Raw genomic sequence first — 20,021 nt, forward strand, 5'->3', positions numbered from 1 at the left:
AGTCCCAGTACATCAACCAGGAAGGCGTGTGACCATTCCCGCCCCGGTCCCGTCTACGTGTGATGTGACAATGGACAGACCACGGGGGGCACCATCATCGAGGACTTGTACCGCGAGCACTGGCCGCTCGTGTGCGGGTTCCTCCTGCGCAGGACCCGTGACCCCCACCTCGCGGAGGACCTGGCACAGGAGACGTTCGTCAAGGCGACCAGGGCGCTGCTGGGCTGGCGCGGGGAGAGCCCGGCCGCCTGGCTGCTCACGATCGCGCGCAACGTGCTCATCGACCACGTCCGCCGCACCCGCCGCGAGTTACCCCTGCCGGAGGCCGACGAGCTGGGCGCGCCCGGGTTCCACGTGGACTCCCTGGAGGTGCGCGACGCCTTGGGCCGGCTGCCGGAGCAGCATCGCCGGCTGCTCACGCTGGTCTACTTCGAGGGCTTCTCGCTGGTGGAGGTGGCCGCGATGACCGGCAGGAGACACGCCTCGATCAAGACGGCCCTCTGGCGGGCCAGGAACGCGTTCGCCGACGTCTATGGAGTCCCCCATGAGTGATGATTTTCCGGAAATGCCGGACTTCGACCCGAAGCTGACCCGGAAGGCCGTGCGGCGGGGGCTGGTCAGGACGACCACCAACGTCCTGGCGGTCCTGCTGGCGCTCGCCCTGGTGGCCACGGTCGGCCCGATGCTCCTGCAGACGCGGGACGGTCGTGAGCAGCGGATGACGGACGTGCTCGGCACCGCCTTCAAGGTCTACAACCCGGCCTACCGGGTGGTGACCAACGACTGCTGCGAGATCACGCCGCTGTCGATGTCGTTCACGGTGACGGCGGAGCCGCTGCGGCCGGTCGGCGCGGTGTCGCCCGTCAGCACGTACACGATCAGTCAGAGCCTCTTCGGGCGTGTCGGCCACCTGCCCCTGGGCAGGAACGCCAACACCAGGCTCTCCCAGAGCCTCTACGACGTGGGCACCGACCTGGCCCGCAAGCAGGACGTCCGCAAGGTGCTGAACCGGCTGGACGGCGACCTGCGGGCGCTGGCGGTGGTCGAGTTCACCGCCCCGCTCAGGCCGGAGGAGCTCAAGAGCTGGCTCGGCCTCAGCGGCCGGTGCGCGCAGAGCGTCGTCTACGAGCGCAGGCCGGGCGCGCTGCCGATCACCTGGGGCGCGATCACGTGGGACCGCGGCACGTTCGTGGAGGACAGGGAGGGATGCGGCGTCGGCCTGTCGAACTTCCGCTCCTGGGTGGCCCGGCTCGACAAGGACGACGACCCGGATCTGCGCCGCTTCGACCTGACCTTCGACCGGCTGCGCAAGGCGTCGCGCGACGGCCTCGCCTACGCGTACGTGGACGAGACGTCCAGCATCGAGAGACTGCGCGAGCTGATCGACGACCCGCGCGTGCGCACGATCCGGCTGGCGGACGCCGCCCTCGACCTGGACCGGCCCTAGACGGCCAGCGCGTGCCTGGTCACCCCGGCCCACCGCTCGGCGCGGCGCACGAACGCCTCGGCGTGGTCGGGCCAGTGGTGACGCAGCCGCGCCTGCGCGTGCCCCTGGGCGCCGAGCCTGACCCGCCGCTCCGGGTTCTCCTTCAGGTCCAGTACGGCGTTCAGCACCGCGTCCACGTCGAGCGGCACCACCAGCCCGCACCCGGCACCCTCGACCAGCGAGGCGCCGTGCGGCGTGGTGATCACCGGCAGGCCCCTGCCCATGTAGTCCATGATCTTGGTGGGCACGGTGCCGACCGTGTCGTCGGCCAGCGCCAGGCCGGCCAGCGCGCCCTCCGCCATCCGCAGGGCGTGCCGGTTCGGCACGTAGCCGAACCAGTCGAGCAGGCCCACCCGCTGGGCGTCCCGCAGCAGCGGCCGCACGTCGCGGGCCGCCGCGCCGATCAGGTCCAGCCGGATGCCGTGCGGGACCAGGCGCTCGGCCAGCCCGATCAGCTCGCTCACGCCGCACTCGGACGCCAGGCGGCCGATGTGCACGACCCTGGTGTCGCCAGGAGGGGGAGGACTGGGCGACACCAGGGTCGCTTCGGGGACCACGGAGGGAGTGATCACCCGGTGGCGCCTCGCGGCGCGGGAGAGTTGCTTGGAGGTGGCCTGCTCGCGCACGTCCCAGACGACCGGAGGGCGCCGGTACGGCAGCGCCCGCAGCAGCCGGTGGTCGTGCACGATCAGCAGGTCCGCGTCGCGCACGCCGCGCCTGAGCGCGGCGCGCGCCCGGCTGTAGGAGGCGTGGCGGGCCACGTCGATCGCGGTCAGCCCCATGGCGGGGGTCACGTTGAAGTAGGTGAACGGCGCGACGTAGGTCACCTCGTGGCCCGCGTCGAGCAGCGCCCGGATCTGCCGGTGCATGATCCGGGCGTCCTCGGGATGGTGGACGGTCGTGGCGACACATGCGCGCATGTGTCGATGCTGAGCGCTAACCAGGTCAATGGCGTTAATGCGGGTGGAACGGCTGCTTAACTTCGGGAGGGGCGACGATAGAGCCAGGTCAGGCGGGGCTCCAGCACCCACTTGAAGACCGTCCGGGTCTCCGGCAGGCACAGGATGATGGCCAGCGCGAAGCAGCTCGCGCTGATCGCCAGCACGCCCAGCGGCCCGTACAGCCACGGGACCGACAGCCAGCCCATCTCCTTGGCGATCAGCACCGGGATGCCGTGCAGCAGGTAGCAGTAGAGCGTGCGGGTGCCGAGGTCGGTGTACCAGGTCTCCTTCCTGGGCACCAGCGCCAGCACGGCGAAGCACATGGCCAGCGCGCAGACCAGCAGCCCGATGCGCAGGCCGAGGCCCATGTACCAGGACAGGTTGAGATCCTGGTAGCTGTTCTTGTAGTAGACCGGGCCCAGCTTGGCCATGGGCGCGATGAAGATCGCCACCGCCGCCGCGCCGAGCAGGATGAACCCCGAGACGATCTTGATCCAGCGCCGGTTGAGCAGCTCGAAGTGCTCGGGCTGCAGCACCAGGCCGATCACGAAGAACGGCAGCAGGCCGAAGAACCGGTCCATGCTGAAGTCGCCGGAGATCTGCGAGAAACCGGCGAACAGATAGATCGCGATCGCCACCGGCACGGGATACTTCATCCGCTTCCACACCGGGGTGGACAACCGCCAGAACAGCAGCGCCAGCAGGTACCAGTTGAGCCATGCCGGGTCGATGATCGTCAGGCTCCACTTCGACCCGAGGGCGGTGCGGAGCGCGGCGTAGCCCACCTCGACGATCACGTACGGCACGAGGAAGGTGTCGACCAGCTTGTTGGTCTTCGCGTTGGAGTTCCAGAAGTTTCTGGACAGGTAGCCGCTGATCACCACGAACAGCGGCATGTGGAAGACATAGATGAAGATGTAGGCCGCCCGCGCCGAGTCGGCGGCCAGCGTCGGCACCAGCGCGTGCCCGATCGGCACCAGCGCGATCAGGACGAACTTGACGTTGTCGAGGAACGGGTCGCGCTTGCGCTGCTTGGCCGGCTCGGCGGCCGGCTGCGGCTGCTCCTGGTGCCCCTCGCCGGACGACGGGCTCTCGGTGATCGCCGCCTGCGGCGCGGTGCGCTCACCCGGGCCGGCTCCGTGCGGGTCGGTGGACTCGCTCCAGAACGCCTCCTCCGGCAACGGCCAGCGGGCCCCCGTGTTGGCGGGCCCTTGCTCCTCGGGGCTGCGCTGGGGCGTGGCCGATGGGGAGAACCTGGTGTCAGACACAGAAGAAGTCGCTCAGCTTCGCTCGGGGCCGGGGAACCACGACGGCAGCAGGACCGGGAAACCCATGCGGCTTGCGTCGCGCTGCGTCGCCAACCCACGACAGACTATCCCGCCCTCGCGGGTCCTGTCTCTCGCAGAGGACCAGAATGCCCGGTTACACAGGAGATTTGGAGCCTCAGGTGCACACGTTCTTCTGCTCAGAAGCGGTGATCGTGCTGTTGTTGACGCTGTCGGGCAGCTTGGTCACCTTGACCGACTCGAAGTCCTCGCCGACCAGAAGCTGGATGATCGGCGTGCCCTTCGCGGGGGCTCCCGCCGTGGCGCCGGTCGCCGAGGTGTACGGCTGCACGTTGACCCCCGCCACCTTGCCCGACGCGGCCTGCGGCTTGGGCAGGACGGAGCCGCCCAGCGTGATGGCGTGGTCGGCGGCCGACTCGACCGTCTTGGCGTAGTGGATCTCGCTCTTGGCCAGGCTCGCGCCGTCCGGGGTCTCGTAGTTGCCCACCCCGGCGATGTTGAAGCCCTGCTTGGCCAGCTCGTCGGCCACCTCGCGGGCCTTGCCCACGGTCTTGGTGCCGTTGAGCACCTGCACCCGCACCTGCTCCGGCTTGATCGCCACCTTGGGCTTGGTGCTCGCGCTGGCGCTCGGCTCGGGCGCCGTGACCTCGGTGTCGGTCTTGATCGAGGTGAACAGCTCGGTGGCGTCCGGCTCCTTCCAGACCACCCGGTTCGGGTCGTCGGGGGCGGGCCCCCACGGCACCGTGGTGAACTTGACGCCGTTGGCCGTCATCTCCTTGGCGCTCAGCGCGATCTGGATGAGCTGCTCGGTGTCGTTGGCCAGCTCGGGGTCCATGGTGACCGAGCCGGCCGCGGCGGCCACGAAGTCACGCAGCCGGCCCACGTCGGTGAGCAGCTCGCTGCTGGTGGCCTTGGCCACGACCTTGCTCAGGAAGATCTGCTGGCGCTTGATGCGCTGGATGTCGCTGCCGTCGCCGTACTTGCGCAGGCGTACGTAGCCCAGCGCCTTCTCGCCGTTGAGCAGGCTCTTGCCGGCCGGCAGCACCAGCTTGGAGGCCTTGTCGTTGACGCCCGTCTTCAGGCAGATCTCGATGCCGCCCAGCGCGTCGACGATGTTCTTGAACCCGCTGAAGTCCACCTCGACGAAGTGGTTGACGCGGATGCCGGTGAGGGTCTCGATCGTGGAGATCGTGCAGGCGATGCCGCCCGAGTTGTACGCGGAGTTGATCATGTCGCGGCGCGGGGCCATCTCCTGCTTGGTGGCCTCGTTCTTGCACCGGGGGATCTGCACCATCGAGTCGCGCGGGAAGCTGATCAGGCGGGCCTTGTCGCGGTTGGGCGAGATGTGCATGAGGATGATCGTGTCGGTGCGCTTGCCGCCCGCGTCGGCCGTGCGGGCGAGCTGCTGGCCGTACTTGGCGTTGCCCGCCCCGGCGCGCGTGTCGGAGCCGACGAGCAGCACGTTGAGCGCCCCCGTCTCCGGCGGGCGCGGGTTGATGATGTCCTCTTTGACGCTCTTCTGGTTGATGTTGCCGAAGGCGTCGCGGTAGGTGGTGTACGCGGTCAGCGCGCCCGCGACCATGACCGTGGTGACGCCGATGCTGACCCAGGCCAGCACGCGCATCCTGGTCTGGCCGTTCTGGCCGCCACCGGAGCGGTGGCTGCGCGGTGGCCGGTCGTCGGGCGGCGGGGGCGGCGCGGCGGCCGCCTGGCGGCGGGCCATCCTGCTGCCCGGCTGGGTGCTGCCCGGTTGTGTGACGGCGGTACGGCGGTCCTGCAAAGAATCGACTACCGGCACGCTCCTGTAGTCACTCATACGCCCCCTAGCCTCACTCCTTGCGCCGCCGGATTGGTCGCTCCGCGCCACGAGACTAGGTCACGTACGGCGTGCCCCGAGCCATGATCGCGGGGAACGGCCGTGACCCGGACGTGATGTTTCCGCGGCAAAGCATACTCAGAGTTGGACATTGGGTGGAATATCATCGCCAAACTGTTTCACCCTCGGATCGCCACCGGACGGTCGGAGCTGGTCAGGCCTGATGCTCTGGGCCGCCGCCAAACAGGCCAGGGGTACGGCCGGCAGCACGTACCGGTAGTCGAACTCGGCGGCCGCAGCCGGTGTGATCAGCAGCACAACGGCCACCGACCAGGGCACCAGCCAGGCCGGCCCCGCCGCGAGACGCGTTCCAGCGCGCCTGCGGGCGATCGCCGCCACCGGTGGCACGAGCAGGATCCCCAGGAGCACCGGGCCGGGCAGCCGCACCATGCTCTGATAGGCCCGCAACCATCCGGCGAAGGGCTCCACGATCTCCGTGCCGATCGCACCCTGCTCGTAGAGCTTGGCATACTCCGCGCCGACCTGCGCGGGATAGCGCCCAGGAGGTTCGGGCCGGGTCACCGGAAACTGGTAATACCCGTAGATCTCGGCGTCGGGGTAGATCGGCCGGTCCCAGGTGAACGAGCGGCTCAGCTCCTCCAGCACGGAGACGGCGTAGTCGAGCGGCTGCGTGGTGATCGCCAGCATCGCGAACCTGGCCGCCAGGTCGTCGTTCTCCTTCGAGAACGTGATGCCCGGCAGCAGCACCAGCGGGGCGTCCTTGGCCCAGATGTACTCCTGCGAGGGCGGGCGCCGCTCCGGCGGGCGCGGGTCGCACAGGACCTTCAGGTCGGGCGGCGGGTCCATCCTGGCGCAGTCGGCGAAGGACATCGTGCGGGCGTACAGGAAGACGCCGTTGGCCCCCACGAGGCCGACGCGCTGGTAGGTGGCGTAGAACCAGGCGCCGTAGGCGATGATCGGCACCAGCGCGGCGGCCAGCAGCACACCGGCCGGCTTGAGCAGGCGCACGGGGCCCGGTCCCGGCCGCCTGCGCGGCGAGCCCGGCGGCCGCAACCACCCGCGCAGCACGAACCAGGCCGCCAGCACCACGATCAGCGGCTGCCCGACCGTCCTGGTCAGCGTGGCGGCGGCCAGCAGCAGGCCGATCGCGGCGATCGTCGCCGTCCGGCGCGTGGTGCACAGCACCACGGCGCTCACCACCAGGAACATGAACAGCGTGTCCGAGACGAGCAGGTGCTCCAGCTCGATCTGGTACGCGTCCAGCAGCACCGGCACCGTGGCCAGCGTCGCCACCCACCTCGGCGCCCCCGGGGCGACCCGGAGCGCGGCACGGTAGACCAGCACGCCGGTGGCCAGGCCGAGCAGGTGCTGGGCCGCCGTCACCGCGCCGAACGCGTGCAGCGGCTCCAGCAGCTTGAGGAACATCGAGTAGCCGGCCGGGCGCACCAGGTCGGGGCGGGGTTTGAAGACCGTGACGATGTAGGTGTAGGAGTCGGGGAACCACAGCGCGGGCCGGTAACCGAGCATCGCCAGCGCCCGCAGCGCGGCGCCCAGCGCCAGGACGGCCAGGAACCAGCGGTGCCCGCGCGGCAGGCGCCACCGGCCGCGGCCGGACTTCCCGGGCTCCCCGTCGTGAGCCTCCGGCCTCACCGCATGCCCTCCCGCTTCTCCAGCACGTGCGTACGCTACCGGCGATCGCACGCGAGCCGTGCCTGCGGCCGGAGTGCGGGCCGAGGTTGGATACGCTCGCTCACCGATGGAACTCGATCGCGCCGGCCGGGTGCCCGCCACGCCGTCCGTCCTCGCCAGGCTGGCCACGCAGCCGGTGCTTCCCACGCTGGCCAGGCTGTCCGTGCTGCCCGCGCTGGCCGTGGCGGGCTGGTTGCTGGCGGGCCTGCCACTGCTGCTGCTCGGCTGGTTCGCCCCGCTGCCCGCCACGCTGCTCGGGGTCCCGCCGGCGGCGCTGCTGTGCTGGGCGGGCGCACGGAGGCTGGGCGCCATCGCGGGCGATCCCCCAGGGGACGGCGGCGCGCCGTGGCAGGTCGCGGGCGTCGTCGGGGTGGCCGCGGCGTCGGGCGTGGTCAACGCGATCATGCACAGCGAGCAGGTCGCCGTCAGGCGCGACCCCGCCACCTACACCCAGTACGCCGCCTGGATCGCCGCCCACGGAGAGTTGCCCGTCCCCACCCAGGTGGAGGCGTTCGGCGGCCCCGACCCCGCGCTGGTGTTCAAGAGCGTCGGGTTCTTCGCTGCGGACGGCGCGGTGGTGCCCCAGTTCATGCCGGGCCCGCCGATGTTGTTCGCGATCGGTCACTGGCTGGGCGTGCCGTTCCTGGTGCCGGCCGTGCTGGGGGCGCTGGCCGTGCTCACGGTGGCCGGGGTGGTGGCGCGGCTGGCGGGAGCCCGGTGGGCGCTGGTGGGGGCGACGGCGTTCGCGGTGAGCCTGCCGATCCTCTACACCTCGCGCACCACGTTCAGCGAGATCCCGTCGCTGATCCTGCTGTTCGGCGGCGTGGCCCTGGCGCACGACGCGCTCGCCCGGCGGGAGCGGGGCAGGGCGCTGCTGGCGGGGCTGGTGTTCGGGCTGGCGGTGCTGGTCAGGGTGGACGGGCTGCGCGACGTGCTGCCGGTGCTGGCGTTCGCGGGGCTGCTGATCGGCATGCGGCGGTTGCGCAGGCCGGTGGGCGTGGTGGGGCCGCCGCTGCTGGCCGGGCTGGTGGCCGGGGCCGGGCTGGGGATGCTGGCGGCGTACCTGCTGGCCCGTCCTTATCTTTCCTATCTGTCCGGTTCGGTGCGGCCGCTGCTGCTCATCTGCGCCGGCGTCCTCGTGCTGACCGCCGCCGGGACGGCCGCCGCCCCCGCCCTGGCCCGCGTCCGCCTGCCCCCGTGGCTGCCGAGGACGGGCGCGGTGCTGGTCGTGCTGCTGATGGCGGCCCTGTACGCGCGCCCGTGGGTGCAGACCGTGACCCGCGTGCCCGACAACCCCGACGACCGCCGCACGTTCGAGATGATCGAGCAGATCCAGCGCGCCAACGGCCTGCCCGCCGACGGCACCAGGCTCTACTTCGAGAACTCGCTGCACTGGGTCACCTGGTACGTCGGCGCCCCCGCCGTCCTGCTGGCCACGATCGCCGCCGCCCTGCTCGTGCGCAGGCTGCTGCGCGGCGGCTCGTCGTTCGAGTGGCTGCTGCCGCTCGCGATCGTGGGCTGGACGACCGTCACCACGCTGCTGCGGCCCGAGATCACCCCCGACCACCCGTGGGCCGCCCGCCGCCTGGTCCCCGTCGTGATCCCCGGCCTGATCCTGCTCGCCGCGTACGGCCTGGCCCGGCTGCGCCGCCTCACGGACCGGCACGGGCCGGTGGTGCTGCGGTGGGGCATGGCGCTGGCCGTGCTGCTCGTGCTGGCGCCCCCGGCCGTGACCTCGATCGGGACCGCGTTCACGCCGGTCGAGCGGGGCGAGGCGGCGGCGGTCGAGGCCATGTGCGCCCGGATCCCTGCCGATGCCTCGGTGCTGACCGTGGAGCGGGTCACGGGTGACCGCTTCGTCCAGGTCGTCCGGGGCATGTGCGGCCGACCGGCCGCTCAGGTGGCCCGCAGGGGGGCCTCGGACCTGGCGCCGGAGAGCGAGGTGCGGCGGCTGGCCGAGCGGGTGCGCGCGGCGGGCCGGGTGCCGGTGGTGCTGGGCGCCGAGGACTGGCACGTCGCGCCGTACGGGACGCCGTCACAGGTCATGAGGCTGGTCACGCGGCAGGACGAGCGCTCGCTCACCGAGGCGCCGAACGGCACGTGGTCCCTGCGGATGAACGTGTGGATGGCGCTCGCCTGACCGTCCGCCGCCGAGCACGGCGTGACATGGGCGACACTGGTGAAAGAGGCCCAGAATCGGGAGCTCCCGCTGGCCCGATGTGGACTCGACTTTCGGCTGGGCAGAGTAACCTCGACCCCCGTGAGCACGCTTGAGACCCCCAAGAGTGGAACTGCCGTGGAAGAAGCGCCGTACGTCACGATCGTCCTGCCCTGCTACAACGAGCAGGACCATGTCCTCGACGAGGTGGAGCGCATCACCAAGGTGATGGACTCGAGCGGCTACACCTACGAGCTGGTGGCCGTCGACGACTGCTCGACGGACGCCACGCTGGCCAAGCTCAAGCAGGCCGCGCCCGACTACCCGCACCTGCGCATCCGGGCCTTCCACCGCAACGGCGGCGCCGGCACCGTGCGGCGCATCGGCTCCCAGGAGGCCAGGGGCGAGATCGTCGTCTGGACCGACGCCGACATGTCCTACGCCAACGAGCGCATCCCCGAGCTGGTGCAGATCCTGGAGAAGGACGCGACCATCGACATGGTGGTCGGGGCGCGCACCAGCGAGGAGGGCTCGCACAAGCTGCTGCGCGTGCCGGCCAAGTGGGTGATCCGCAAGGTGGCCGAGATGCTGGCCGGGCAGAAGATCCCCGACCTCAACTCGGGGCTGCGGGCCTTCCGCAAGTCGGTGGCCAAGCCCTACCTGCGGCTGCTGCCCCCCGGCTTCTCCTGCGTCACGACGATCACGCTGTCGTTCCTGTCGAACCAGCACGACGTCTACTACCTGCCCACCGAGTACGCCAAGCGGGCCGGCAAGTCGAAGTTCAGCTTCGTCTCCGACGCCTACCGCTACATCCTCCAGGTGTTGCGGATGATCATGTACTTCAACCCGCTCAAGGTGCTCATGCCGCCCGCGCTGTGGCTGGTCGCCATCGGGTTCGTCAAGGGCGTCTGGGACATGATCCAGCACCCGTTCTACTTCCCCGCCAACACCGTCATGATCTTCCTGTCGGGGCTGCTGATCGGTTCCGTGGCGTTGCTGGCCGACCTGATCGTGCGCTCGCGGGGAGAGTGACGTTGCGGATCGCGATCGTCGGCCCGACCTATCCGTACAAGGGCGGCGGGGCGCAGCACACCACCGAGCTGGCGCACCGGCTGGCGGCGCTCGGCCACGACGTGGTGATCGAGTCGTGGCGCGCGCAGTACCCGTCGTTCCTCTACCCCGGGCAGCAGACGATCGACGCGCCCGAGGGCACGCCGTACCCGCGGACCGTGCGGCGGCTCGACTGGCGGCGGCCGGACGGCTGGGTCGCGGCCGGCAGGCGGCTGCGGTCGGCGGACCTGGTGGTGCTGGCGGTGCTGAGCCCGGTGCAGGTCCCCGCCTACCTGGGCATCCTCTACGGGATCGGGCGGAAGGCCAGGACCGTCGCCCTGTGCCACAACGTGCTGCCGCACGAGCGCAAGCCGTACGACGAGCCGCTGATGAAGGCCCTGCTCAAACGGGTGGACGGGGTCCTGGCCCACTCCGAGCCGCAGGCGGCGCTGGCCAGGGGGCTCACGTCCAGGCCGGTCGGCGTGGCGGGGCTGCCGCCGCACCTGCCCTCGACCTCCGGTGACACGCCGGCCGGGGTGGTGCACCGCAGGCTGCTGTTCTTCGGCATCGTGCGCCCGTACAAGGGGCTGGACCTGCTGCTGCGGGCGCTGCCCGAGGGGGTCGCGCTGACCGTCGCGGGCGAGTTCTGGGGCGGGCTCGACGAGACCGAGGCGCTGATCGGCGAGCTGGGTCTCGGCGACCGGGTGGAGCTGCGGCCGGGCTACGTCGCGGCCGAGGACGTGCCGGAGCTGTTCGCCGCGGCCGACGCGCTGGTGCTGCCCTACCGCCACGCCACGGCCAGCCAGAACGTGTGGCTGGCGCACGAGCACGGCGTGCCCGTGATCGCCACCCGCGTCGGCGCGCTGGCCGACCACGTCACCGACGGCGTGGACGGGCTGCTGGTCGAGCCGGGCGACGCCGGGGCGCTGCGCGCGGCCATCGAGCGGTTCTACGCCTCCGGGGAGCCGGAGAGGTTGCGGTCGGGGGTCAAGGCGGTGGACCCCGAGCCGTTCTGGTCGGCGTACGCGACGGCGCTGCTGGGCCTCTGACGGCCGAGCACGAAGGAGATGCCCGCGGCCACCGCGTCGGCCAGCGTGAAGGCCAGCCGCGACACGATCGCCACGGCCAGCGCGGTGGGCGTGCCGACGACCGGCCCGAGCACGAGCACCAGCGCGCCCTCCCTGACACCGACCCCGGCGGGCACGACCACGGTGAGGATCCCGGTCGCCCAGGCGAACGCGTAGGCCCCTGTCGCCAGCACGTACAGCTCGGGACGGCCGGCGACCAGCCAGATGTGCAGGCCGTACACGAGCCAGCCCAGCACCGTCCAGGCCACCGCGACGACCACCGTGCGGCCGGGCAGCACGCTCTCCAGCGGCTCCCTGCGCGCGATGCGCAGCGCCAGGTTCAGGCCCCAGGTGAGCACCCGGGGGTGCAGGCAGACGATGATCACCGGCACGAGCAGCACGAAGTACCAGGCCTGCCGCACCGCCTCCAGCGTGCCCAGCGTCGCGGCGGCGATCGAGATCGCCACCCCGAGGTTGATCACCAGCCCGAGCGAGATGGTGGCGAACGTGCGCCGCGGCGGGCTCCCGTGGTCGCGCCCGAGGTCCATCATCGCCGCGTACGCCCACACCGCGCCCGGGATGTACTTCCCGAGCTGCCCCACGAACATGATCCGCCCGGCGATCCGCACCGGCACCCGCGTGCCGAGCCCCGACAGGATCTCCCGCCAGGCCAGCAGCATGCAGAACTGGCCGATCAGCACCGCCACGAACGAGCCGAACACCGCCCATGGCGACATCGCGGCCAGGGCGGTCGTGGTCTCGTCCCAGTTGGTGGCCAGCCCGTAGCCCAGGAAGGCGATCGCTACCAGGGCCAGGACGACGCGCAGCAGGCGGCGGAGCATTGGCTCAGGTTACGCGCGGTTCTCCGGCCAAATCCAGCAGCCGGGAGCCGGCGATTGGCGCCCGCGTCCGTACGGGGTCGGTACGGTGGGGAACCGTGGTGAAGCAACGGGTCGCGCAGCTCGAATACTCCGAGTTCCAGTCCGCCATGCTCGACGAGGCGAAGCGCAGGCGGAAGGCAGCGAAGATCATCGCGGTGCTGGAGCACTTCAACGGGCCGCTCGGCGGGCTGACCGTCGGCGACGTGGGCTGCTCGGCCGGGTTCATCGCCGACGAGCTGGCGCAGGCCGGGGCCCGGCACACGCTGGGCATCGACATCGACGTGCCGGGGCTGCGCAAGGCGGCCGACCGGTTCGGCGAGCGGGTGGCCTTCGTCTGCGGCGACGGCACGGCGTTGCCGTTCCCCGACGGCTCGATCGACGTGCTGGTGTTCAACCACATCTACGAGCACGTGGTCGACCCCGACGCGGTGGTGGCCGAGATGCACCGCGTGCTGTCCGACAGCGGGGTGCTCTACCTGGGGCTGGGCAACCGGCTCGGGGTGATGGAGCCGCACTACAAGCTGCCGTTCCTGTCGTACCTGCCGCCGGCGCTGGCCGACCGTTACGTGCGCGCGTTCGGGCGGGCCGACCACTACTACGAGCGGTTCAGGACCCGGCGCGGCCTGCGCCGGATGTTGCGGGCCTTCCACGTGTGGGACTACACCTTCCCCGTGCTGGCCACGCCGACGCGGTTCGCGGGGGGCGAGCTGTTCCCCGGCGTGCTGGGCAAGGTGGTCGCGGCCGTGCTGTCGCGCATGCCGCGCGAGGTGCTCAGGCTGCTGCTGCCGGTCGTGCCGACGTACCTGTGGGTGGCGACCAAGACGCCGCGCCGCCCGGTGGGCGCGCGGCTGCCGCAGCCGCCCGAACGGGTGCGCCCGTGGTGAAGGCCCCCGTGGAACCGGTGCCGCGGCGCCCTCTGGCTCGCCGGCTGGTCAGATACGGCTTCCTGGCGGTCGCGCTCGGCTTCGGCACCTGGGCGGTGGCCAGGGAGTGGGACGCGGTGGTGGCCGGGTTCGCCAGGCTGTCGTGGGGGGCGCTGGCCGGGGCCCTGGTCGCGGTGGTCGCCGCCCTGCTCGGCGCCATGCTGACCTGGCGCACTCTGCTGGCCGACCTGGGCTCGCCGCTGCCCGCACGCCCGGCGGCCAAGGTGTTCTTCGTCGGCCAGCTCGGCAAGTACATCCCCGGCGCCGTCTGGCCGGTGCTCGCCCAGATGGAGATGGGCCGTGACCTCGGCGTGCCCCGCGCGCGCAGCGCGGCGGCGTTCTTCCTGATGATGCCCGTCCAGCTCGCCACCGGCCTGCTGGTCACCCTCGTCACGCTGGGCTGGGACCGGTACGGCTGGCTGCTGCTGTTCATCCCGCTGCTGCTCGTCCTGCTCGACCCCAAGGTCGTCAACGCGGTCATCGGATACGCGCTGCGCCGGCTCAAGCGCGAGCCGCTCGAACGCCCCCTCACCAGGCGCGGCATGCTGACCGCGCTCGGCTGGGCGCTGGCCGGCTGGCTCGCCTACGGCGTGCACCTGTACTTCATCGCCCCCCAGGTCGGCCTGCTCTTCGCCGTCGGGGCGTTCGCGCTGTCGTGGTGCCTGGGCATCCTGACGTTCGTGATCCCGGCGGGCGCCGGGGTCAGGGAAGCGGCCATGGTTGCGGTGCTTGCGCCCCATCTGGAGTCAGGTGCCGCAATTGCGGTCGCCCTTTCGTCCCGCATTGTCATCATCGTAGGGGATCTCATCTGCGCGGGCCTGGCGGGAATTGCGGCGCGTCGCGACTCGGTGTGATTTGGCCCACGATTTAGGGGAGGCTGGTCATAAGCTGAACTTCAGAGGGGGACGACCAGTCCCACGTTGATCTTGAGGGGAGAAGATCTTCGTAATGCCTCGAGTGCTCGTCGATGCGGCGGCGGTCCCCGCGGACCGCGGCGCGTTGATCAGGTATGTGGACGGGCTCGTGGCCGCGCTCGATCGGGCCGGTGCGGATCTGTCAGTGGTCTGCCAGCGTGCCGAAGCCGAGCGATACCGGCGCCTCGCGCCCTCGGCCCAGATCCTTCCCGGGCCCGTGGCCATCACCAACAGAGCCGCCAGACTGGCGTGGGAGCAGACGGGCCTGCCGTTACTCGCCCGCCAGGCCGGCGCAGACGTGATCCACGCTCCCTACTACTCCATCCCGCTCAGGTCGGGCGTGCCTACCGTCGTGACGGTGCACGACGCCACCTGGTTCACCGAGCCCGACCAGCACAGCCCGCGTGCCGCGTTCTTCCGCTCGGCCACGCGCACCGCCGTACGCCACGCCCAGCGGGTCATCGTCCCGTCCAAGGCGACGCGCGACGAGCTGGCCCGCGTGCTGGCCGCCGATCCCACCCGCATCGACGTCGCCTACCACGGCGTCGACCTGGCGCAGTTCCACCCGCCGACCGAGGAGGAGATCCGCAGGGCGGCCGTGCGGTGCGGGCTGCACGGCCAGCCGTACGTCGCCTTCCTCGGCGCCCTCGACCCCCGCAAGAACGTGCCCAACCTCATCCGTGGCTTCGCCGCCGCCGTGAAGCGGCTGGACGAGCCGCCGGCGCTGGTGCTCGGCGGCGGCGTGCACGAGGACGACGTGGACGCCGCCTGCCGCGAGGTCGAGGCCACCGTGCGCGTCATCAGGCCCGGCTACCTGCGCGCGCCCGACCTGCCCGGCTTCCTGGGCGGGGCGCTGGTGGTGGCCTTCCCCTCGCGTGGCGAGGGGTTCGGGCTGCCGGTGCTGGAGGCCATGGCCTGCGGCGCCCCCGTCCTGACCACGCACCGCACCTCGCTGCCCGAGGTGGGCGGCGACGCGGTCGCCTACACCGAGCCCGACGCCGGCAGCATCGCCGAGGCGCTGGGCCACCTGCTGGCCTCTCCCGAGCGCAGGAAGCAGCTGCGGGAGGCGGGGCCGGCCCGAGCCCGCGAGTTCACCTGGGACGCCTCGGCCGAGGCGCATCTCAGCTCCTATCAACGCGCCATCGAATAGTTCGGTAACCTCACGGAGTGATGGAGAGCTCTTTGCCAGACCTCGAGGCGATCCTCCTGGTCGGGGGGCAGGGCACGCGCCTGCGTCCGCTGACACTGGGCACGCCCAAGCCGCTGCTGCCGACCGCCGGGGTGCCGTTCCTGGCCCACCAACTGGCGCGCGCCCGATCCTTCGGCGTGCGCCGGATCGTGTTCGCCACCTCCTACAAGGCGTCCATGTTCGAGCCCGCCTTCGGCGACGGGGCGGCGTTCGGGCTCTCGCTCGAATACATGACGGAGGAGACGCCGCTGGGCACCGGCGGCGCGATCCGTAACGCGGCCGAGGCGCTCACGGCCGGCCCCGACGACCCGGTGCTGATCCTCAACGGCGACATCCTCTCCGGTCACGACATCGGCGAGCAGGTGCGCGCGCACCGTGAGCACCAGGCCGCTGTAACGCTCCATTTGACAGAGGTCGACGATCCCTCCCGGTTCGGCTGCGTGCCGACCGACGAGGCGGGGCGGGTCACGGCGTTCCTGGAGAAGACCCCCAACCCCGTGACGAACCGGATCAACGCCGGCTGCTACGTCTTCACCCGGTCGGTGATCGACTCGATCCCGCGCGACGAGGTCGTCTCGGTCGAGCGCGAGACGTTCCCCGGGCTGATCGAGTCCGGTGAGCTGGTGCTGGGGTACGCCGACCGCACCTACTGGCTCGACGTCGGCACGCCGAGCGCCTACGTGCGGGGCTCCCGCGACCTGGTGCTCGGCCGGCTGGCCTCGCCCGCGCTGCCGGGGCCCACGGGCGAGTACCTCCAGCTCGACGGGGCCCGCATCTCGTCCGAGGCGAAGGTCCAGGGCGGCACGGCCGTCGGCGCGCGCGCCGTCGTCGAGGCCGGCGCCACCGTGGCGGGCTCGGTGCTCAGCGACGACTCCGTGGTCGAGGCCGGCGCCTCGGTCACGGACTCCGTGCTGGGCCGGGGCGCGCGGGTCTGCGCCGGCACGGTGGTGCGCGACGCGGTGATCGGCGACGGCGCCATCGTGGGGCCGGGCAACGAGCTGCAGCACGGCGTGCGCGTCTGGCCGGGCGTTGAGCTGCCCGGGCGCGCGCTGCGCTACTCCAGCGACGTCTGACCCACCCCGGGGGGCGCGGCAGACTGGACGGGTGATGGAGCGCAGGTGGGTGCCCGACGGGCCGCTCGACGCGGGGCTGGCCCTGCAGCCGCACCAGCGCGGCGGCGGCGACCCCACCTGGCGCCGAGCCTCTGACGGCGCCGTGTGGCGCACGTCCAGGACCCCCGACGGCCCCTGCACGCTCAGGGTGAGCGTCAAGGCGGACGGCGTGCACGGGCAGGCGTGGGGGCCCGGCGCGGGATGGGCGCTGGAGACCCTGCCGGCCCTGCTGGGGGCCGAGGACGACGTGTCCGGGTTCAGCGTCAGGCACGAGGTGCTGGCCGAGGTCGTCAGGAGGCATCCCGGCCTGCGCATCGGGCGCACGGGCCGGGTGATGGAGGCCCTGGTGCCCGCCGTGCTGGAGCAGAAGGTGGTCGGGCAGGAGGCGTGGCGGGCCTGGCGGTGGCTGCTCGGCCGGTACGGCGAGCCCGCGCCGGGGCCCGCCCCCGAGGGCATGCGGGTGGTGCCCGAGCCCGTGGTGTGGCGGCAGATCCCGTCCTGGCACTGGCACCGGGCGGGTGCCGAGGCCGTGCGCGCCCGCACGATCGCCACCGCCGCCTGGCACGCCGACAAGCTGGAGGCCGCCGCCACCACGCAGGAGCTCGACCGGCTGCTGCGCGCGCTGCCCGGGATCGGCGTGTGGACCTCGGCCGAGGTGCGCCAGCGGGCCTTCGGCGATCCCGACGCGGTCAGCGTGGGCGACTTCCACCTGGCCAAGCTGGTCGGTTACGCGCTGACGGGGGAGAAGACCGACGACCCCGGCATGATGCGGCTGCTGGAGCCGTACACCGGGCATCGGCACCGGGCCACGGTGCTCGTCTGGCTCAGCGGCCTGCGCCCGCCGGCCAGGGGGCCGAGGATGGCCGCGCGCGACTACCGGGCCTTCTGAGCGCGCCCTGGGTGCGTACGCTGAACTCAGCCCGTCGTACTGTGCCTCTATGAGTTCTGACTCCGCGCTCCGCCGCGCCCTCGCCCGCGCCAGGGACGGCAAGACGCTCGACGTGACCGAGGCGACCGTGCTCCTGCACGCCAGGGACGGGCATCTCGACACGCTTCTCGAACACGCCTCCCGCGTGCGCGACGCCGGTCTGCGGGCCGCCGGGCGCGAGGGGATCATCACCTACAGCAGGAAGGTGTTCATCCCGTTGACCCGGCTGTGCCGGGACCGCTGTGGTTATTGCACGTTCGCGACGGCGCCGCACAAGCTGCCCGCGCCGTTCCTGAGCCCCGACGAGGTGCTGGAGATCGCCCGGCAGGGGGCGGCGATGGGGTGCAAGGAGGCGCTGTTCACGCTGGGGGACCGGCCGGAGGACCGCTGGCACCAGGCCAGGGGGTGGCTGGACGCGCACGGCTATGACGACACGTTGTCCTACGTGCGGGCGATGGCGATCAGGGTGCTGGAGGAGACCGGGCTGCTGCCGCACCTGAACCCGGGCGTGCTGAGCTGGCGGGACCTCCAGCGGCTCAAGCCCGTCGCGCCGTCCATGGGGATGATGCTGGAGACGACGTCGCGGCGGTTGTTCGAGGAGAAGGGGCAGCCGCACTACGGCTCGCCCGACAAGGACCCGGCCGTGCGGCTGCGCGTGCTGGAGGACGCCGGCCGGACGAATGTGCCGTTCACCACGGGCATCCTGATCGGCATCGGCGAGACCGTCGAGGACCGGGCCGAGTCGATCTTCGCGATCCGCAGGGTGGCCAGGGAGTACGGCGGCATCCAGGAGGTGATCGTGCAGAACTTCCGCGCCAAGCCCGACACCGCCATGCGCGGCCTGCCCGACGCCGACCTCCAGGAGCTGGCCGCCACCATCGCGGTGGCCCGCCTGGTGCTCGGCCCGCGCGTCCGCCTCCAGGCGCCGCCCAACCTGGTCGACTCCGAGTACGAGCTGATGATCAGGGCCGGGATCGACGACTGGGGCGGCGTGTCGCCGCTCACCCCCGACCACGTCAACCCGGAGCGGCCGTGGCCGCAGATCGACGACCTGGCCGCCCGTACGGGCGAGTCCGGGTTCCAGCTCCGCGAACGTCTCACCATCTATCCGGAGTACGTGCTGGCCGGGGAGCCGTGGCTCGACCCCCGCCTCATCGCCCACGTCTCCGCCCTGGCCGACCCTGCCACCGGCCTGGCCCGCGAGGACGCCGTGCTGGAGGGCCGCCCCTGGCAGGAACCGGACGGCGGGTTCGCCTCGTCCGGCCGGGTCGACCTGCACGTCGAGGTGGACACCACGGGCCGCACGAACGACCGCCGCGACGACTTCGACCACGTCTACGGCGACTGGGACGCGCTGCGCGAGCGCCTGGGCACCACGGCCGCCGCCACCCCCAGCGACGTGCGCCAGGCGCTGAGGCGGGCCGAGGCCGACCCGGCGGGCCTGACGGACGCCGAGGCCGTGGCGCTGCTCGGCGCCGAGGGCGAGGCGCTGGACGAGCTGGCCGCCCTCGCCGACGCGCTGCGCCAGGAGGCGGCGGGCGACGAGGTCACCTACGTCGTCAACCGGAACATCAACTTCACCAACGTCTGCTACACCGGCTGCCGCTTCTGCGCCTTCGCCCAGCGCAGGACCGACGCCGACGCCTACACGCTCAGCATGGAGCAGGTCGCCGACCGGGCCGAGGAGGCGTGGGCGGCCGGCGCGACCGAGGTGTGCATGCAGGGCGGCATCCACCCCGACCTGCCCGGCACCGCCTACTTCGACATCGCCAGGGCCGTGAAGGCCAGGACGCCGGGCATGCACGTGCACGCGTTCTCCCCGATGGAGGTCATCAACGGCGCGTCGCGGCTGAACCTGTCGATCCGCGACTGGCTGGAGGCCGCCAAGGAGGCGGGCGTGGACTCGCTGCCCGGCACGGCGGCCGAGATCCTCGACGACGACGTGCGCTGGGTGCTGACCAAGGGCAAGCTGCCGGCCAAGGAGTGGATCGAGGTCATCACCACGGCGCACCGGGTCGGCATCCCCACCACCTCGACCATGATGTACGGGCACGTGGACAACCACCTGCACTGGGTCAGGCACATCAAGCTGATCAGGAAGCTGCAGGAGGAGACGGGCGGCTTCTCGGAGTTCGTGCTGCTGCCCTTCGTGCACACCAGCGCCCCGATCTACCTGGCGGGCGTGGCCAGGCCGGGCCCGACCGCGCAGGAGAACCGCGCCGTGCACGCCCTGGCCAGGATCCTCCTGCACGGCGCGATCAGGAACATCCAGTGCTCCTGGGTCAAGCTCCAGGACGACCTGTGCCGCCAGGTGCTGCAGGGCGGGGTGAACGACCTCGGCGGCACCCTGATGGAGGAGACGATCAGCCGGATGGCCGGGTCGGAGAACGGCTCGTACAAGACGATCAGCGAGCTGCGCGCGATGGTCGAGGTCACCGGCCGGCCGGTCAGGCAGCGCACCACCGAGTACGGCGTGCCCAGCCAGGAGCGGCTGGCGGCTTCCGAGGCCAGCGACGGCGTCTGCCAGAGCGTCAGGAGGGTCCTGCCGCTGGCCTAGTTG

Annotated in this window: 16 protein-coding genes; 11 read left to right on the top strand and 5 right to left on the bottom strand. The window is 71.7% G+C overall.

Annotated elements, in window-relative coordinates; translation table 11 throughout:
• Positions 1 to 105: 105 nt before the first annotated feature.
• Positions 106 to 552: an RNA polymerase sigma factor gene (locus tag LCN96_RS06545; RefSeq protein WP_225271674.1), complete on the top strand. Its 447-nt coding sequence runs from the start codon at positions 106 to 108 to the stop codon at positions 550 to 552.
• Complete coding sequence (locus tag LCN96_RS06550; RefSeq protein WP_225271675.1) at positions 545 to 1,447, top strand: hypothetical protein; 903 nt, start codon at positions 545 to 547, stop codon at positions 1,445 to 1,447. The genes LCN96_RS06545 and LCN96_RS06550 overlap by 8 nt, the downstream gene beginning before the upstream one ends.
• Here LCN96_RS06550 and LCN96_RS06555 read toward each other — a convergent pair.
• The 4 genes from LCN96_RS06555 to LCN96_RS06570 form a co-directional block, all read right to left on the bottom strand.
• Positions 1,444 to 2,406, bottom strand: coding sequence for a glycosyltransferase (locus LCN96_RS06555; protein WP_225271676.1), 963 nt, complete (start codon positions 2,404 to 2,406; stop codon positions 1,444 to 1,446). The genes LCN96_RS06550 and LCN96_RS06555 overlap by 4 nt on opposite strands.
• Before the next feature lie 56 nt (positions 2,407 to 2,462).
• On the bottom strand, positions 2,463 to 3,695 hold the full coding sequence (locus LCN96_RS06560) for an acyltransferase family protein (protein WP_225271677.1): 1,233 nt from the start codon (positions 3,693 to 3,695) through the stop codon (positions 2,463 to 2,465).
• A gap of 175 nt (positions 3,696 to 3,870) precedes the next feature.
• A complete protein-coding gene (locus LCN96_RS06565) occupies positions 3,871 to 5,529 on the bottom strand; it encodes an LCP family protein (RefSeq protein ID WP_225271678.1) in 1,659 nt (552 codons plus the stop codon).
• A gap of 138 nt (positions 5,530 to 5,667) precedes the next feature.
• A complete protein-coding gene (locus LCN96_RS06570) occupies positions 5,668 to 7,200 on the bottom strand; it encodes a hypothetical protein (protein ID WP_225271679.1) in 1,533 nt (510 codons plus the stop codon).
• A gap of 106 nt (positions 7,201 to 7,306) precedes the next feature.
• On the opposite strand from LCN96_RS06570, the gene LCN96_RS06575 reads away from it, so the two are divergent.
• The 3 genes from LCN96_RS06575 to LCN96_RS06585 all read left to right on the top strand — a co-directional run bounded on the left by LCN96_RS06575 (position 7,307) and on the right by LCN96_RS06585 (position 11,496).
• Positions 7,307 to 9,379, top strand: coding sequence for a glycosyltransferase family 39 protein (locus LCN96_RS06575; protein WP_225271680.1), 2,073 nt, complete (start codon positions 7,307 to 7,309; stop codon positions 9,377 to 9,379).
• A 120-nt stretch (positions 9,380 to 9,499) separates the two neighbouring features.
• Positions 9,500 to 10,429, top strand: coding sequence for a glycosyltransferase family 2 protein (locus LCN96_RS06580; RefSeq protein ID WP_225271681.1), 930 nt, complete (start codon positions 9,500 to 9,502; stop codon positions 10,427 to 10,429).
• A gap of 2 nt (positions 10,430 to 10,431) precedes the next feature.
• Complete coding sequence (locus LCN96_RS06585; protein WP_225271682.1) at positions 10,432 to 11,496, top strand: glycosyltransferase family 4 protein; 1,065 nt, start codon at positions 10,432 to 10,434, stop codon at positions 11,494 to 11,496.
• Here the strand turns inward: LCN96_RS06585 and LCN96_RS06590 are convergent.
• Entirely contained in the window at positions 11,397 to 12,356 is a 960-nt protein-coding gene (locus LCN96_RS06590) for a lysylphosphatidylglycerol synthase transmembrane domain-containing protein (RefSeq protein WP_225271683.1), read from the bottom strand. The two genes, LCN96_RS06585 and LCN96_RS06590, sit on opposite strands and share 100 nt — an antisense overlap.
• Before the next feature lie 95 nt (positions 12,357 to 12,451).
• Here LCN96_RS06590 and LCN96_RS06595 point away from each other — a divergent pair, with 95 nt between their 5' ends.
• From LCN96_RS06595 to LCN96_RS06620, 6 genes are all read left to right on the top strand, one after another.
• Positions 12,452 to 13,279: a class I SAM-dependent methyltransferase gene (locus tag LCN96_RS06595; RefSeq protein WP_225271684.1), complete on the top strand. Its 828-nt coding sequence runs from the start codon at positions 12,452 to 12,454 to the stop codon at positions 13,277 to 13,279.
• 17 nt (positions 13,280 to 13,296) lie between these two features.
• Complete coding sequence (locus LCN96_RS06600) at positions 13,297 to 14,172, top strand: lysylphosphatidylglycerol synthase domain-containing protein (protein ID WP_225271685.1); 876 nt, start codon at positions 13,297 to 13,299, stop codon at positions 14,170 to 14,172.
• A gap of 94 nt (positions 14,173 to 14,266) precedes the next feature.
• On the top strand, positions 14,267 to 15,382 hold the full coding sequence (locus LCN96_RS06605; RefSeq protein ID WP_225271686.1) for a glycosyltransferase family 4 protein: 1,116 nt from the start codon (positions 14,267 to 14,269) through the stop codon (positions 15,380 to 15,382).
• A gap of 32 nt (positions 15,383 to 15,414) precedes the next feature.
• Positions 15,415 to 16,494: a mannose-1-phosphate guanylyltransferase gene (locus LCN96_RS06610; RefSeq protein ID WP_225271687.1), complete on the top strand. Its 1,080-nt coding sequence runs from the start codon at positions 15,415 to 15,417 to the stop codon at positions 16,492 to 16,494.
• A 34-nt stretch (positions 16,495 to 16,528) separates the two neighbouring features.
• Positions 16,529 to 17,422, top strand: coding sequence for a DNA-3-methyladenine glycosylase family protein (locus LCN96_RS06615; RefSeq protein WP_225275932.1), 894 nt, complete (start codon positions 16,529 to 16,531; stop codon positions 17,420 to 17,422).
• Positions 17,423 to 17,471: 49 nt separating this feature from the next.
• A complete protein-coding gene (locus tag LCN96_RS06620) occupies positions 17,472 to 20,018 on the top strand; it encodes a bifunctional FO biosynthesis protein CofGH (RefSeq protein ID WP_225271688.1) in 2,547 nt (848 codons plus the stop codon).
• The last annotated feature ends 3 nt before the right edge of the window (positions 20,019 to 20,021 follow it).

The organism is Nonomuraea gerenzanensis, assembly GCF_020215645.1.
Classification (GTDB): domain Bacteria; phylum Actinomycetota; class Actinomycetes; order Streptosporangiales; family Streptosporangiaceae; genus Nonomuraea; species Nonomuraea gerenzanensis.

What these genes read in the sequence shown, in the direction of transcription:
- LCN96_RS06550 (WP_225271675.1), top strand. Translation starts at nt 545, where the DNA reads ATGAGTGATGATTTTCCGGAAATGCCGGACTTCGACCCGAAGCTGACC.
- LCN96_RS06590 (WP_225271683.1), bottom strand. Translation starts at nt 12,356, where the DNA reads ATGCTCCGCCGCCTGCTGCGCGTCGTCCTGGCCCTGGTAGCGATCGCC.
- LCN96_RS06615 (WP_225275932.1), top strand. Translation starts at nt 16,529, where the DNA reads ATGGAGCGCAGGTGGGTGCCCGACGGGCCGCTCGACGCGGGGCTGGCC.
- LCN96_RS06575 (WP_225271680.1), top strand. Translation starts at nt 7,307, where the DNA reads ATGGAACTCGATCGCGCCGGCCGGGTGCCCGCCACGCCGTCCGTCCTC.
- LCN96_RS06605 (WP_225271686.1), top strand. Translation starts at nt 14,267, where the DNA reads ATGCCTCGAGTGCTCGTCGATGCGGCGGCGGTCCCCGCGGACCGCGGC.
- LCN96_RS06555 (WP_225271676.1), bottom strand. Translation starts at nt 2,406, where the DNA reads ATGCGCGCATGTGTCGCCACGACCGTCCACCATCCCGAGGACGCCCGG.
- LCN96_RS06620 (WP_225271688.1), top strand. Translation starts at nt 17,472, where the DNA reads ATGAGTTCTGACTCCGCGCTCCGCCGCGCCCTCGCCCGCGCCAGGGAC.
- LCN96_RS06565 (WP_225271678.1), bottom strand. Translation starts at nt 5,529, where the DNA reads ATGAGTGACTACAGGAGCGTGCCGGTAGTCGATTCTTTGCAGGACCGC.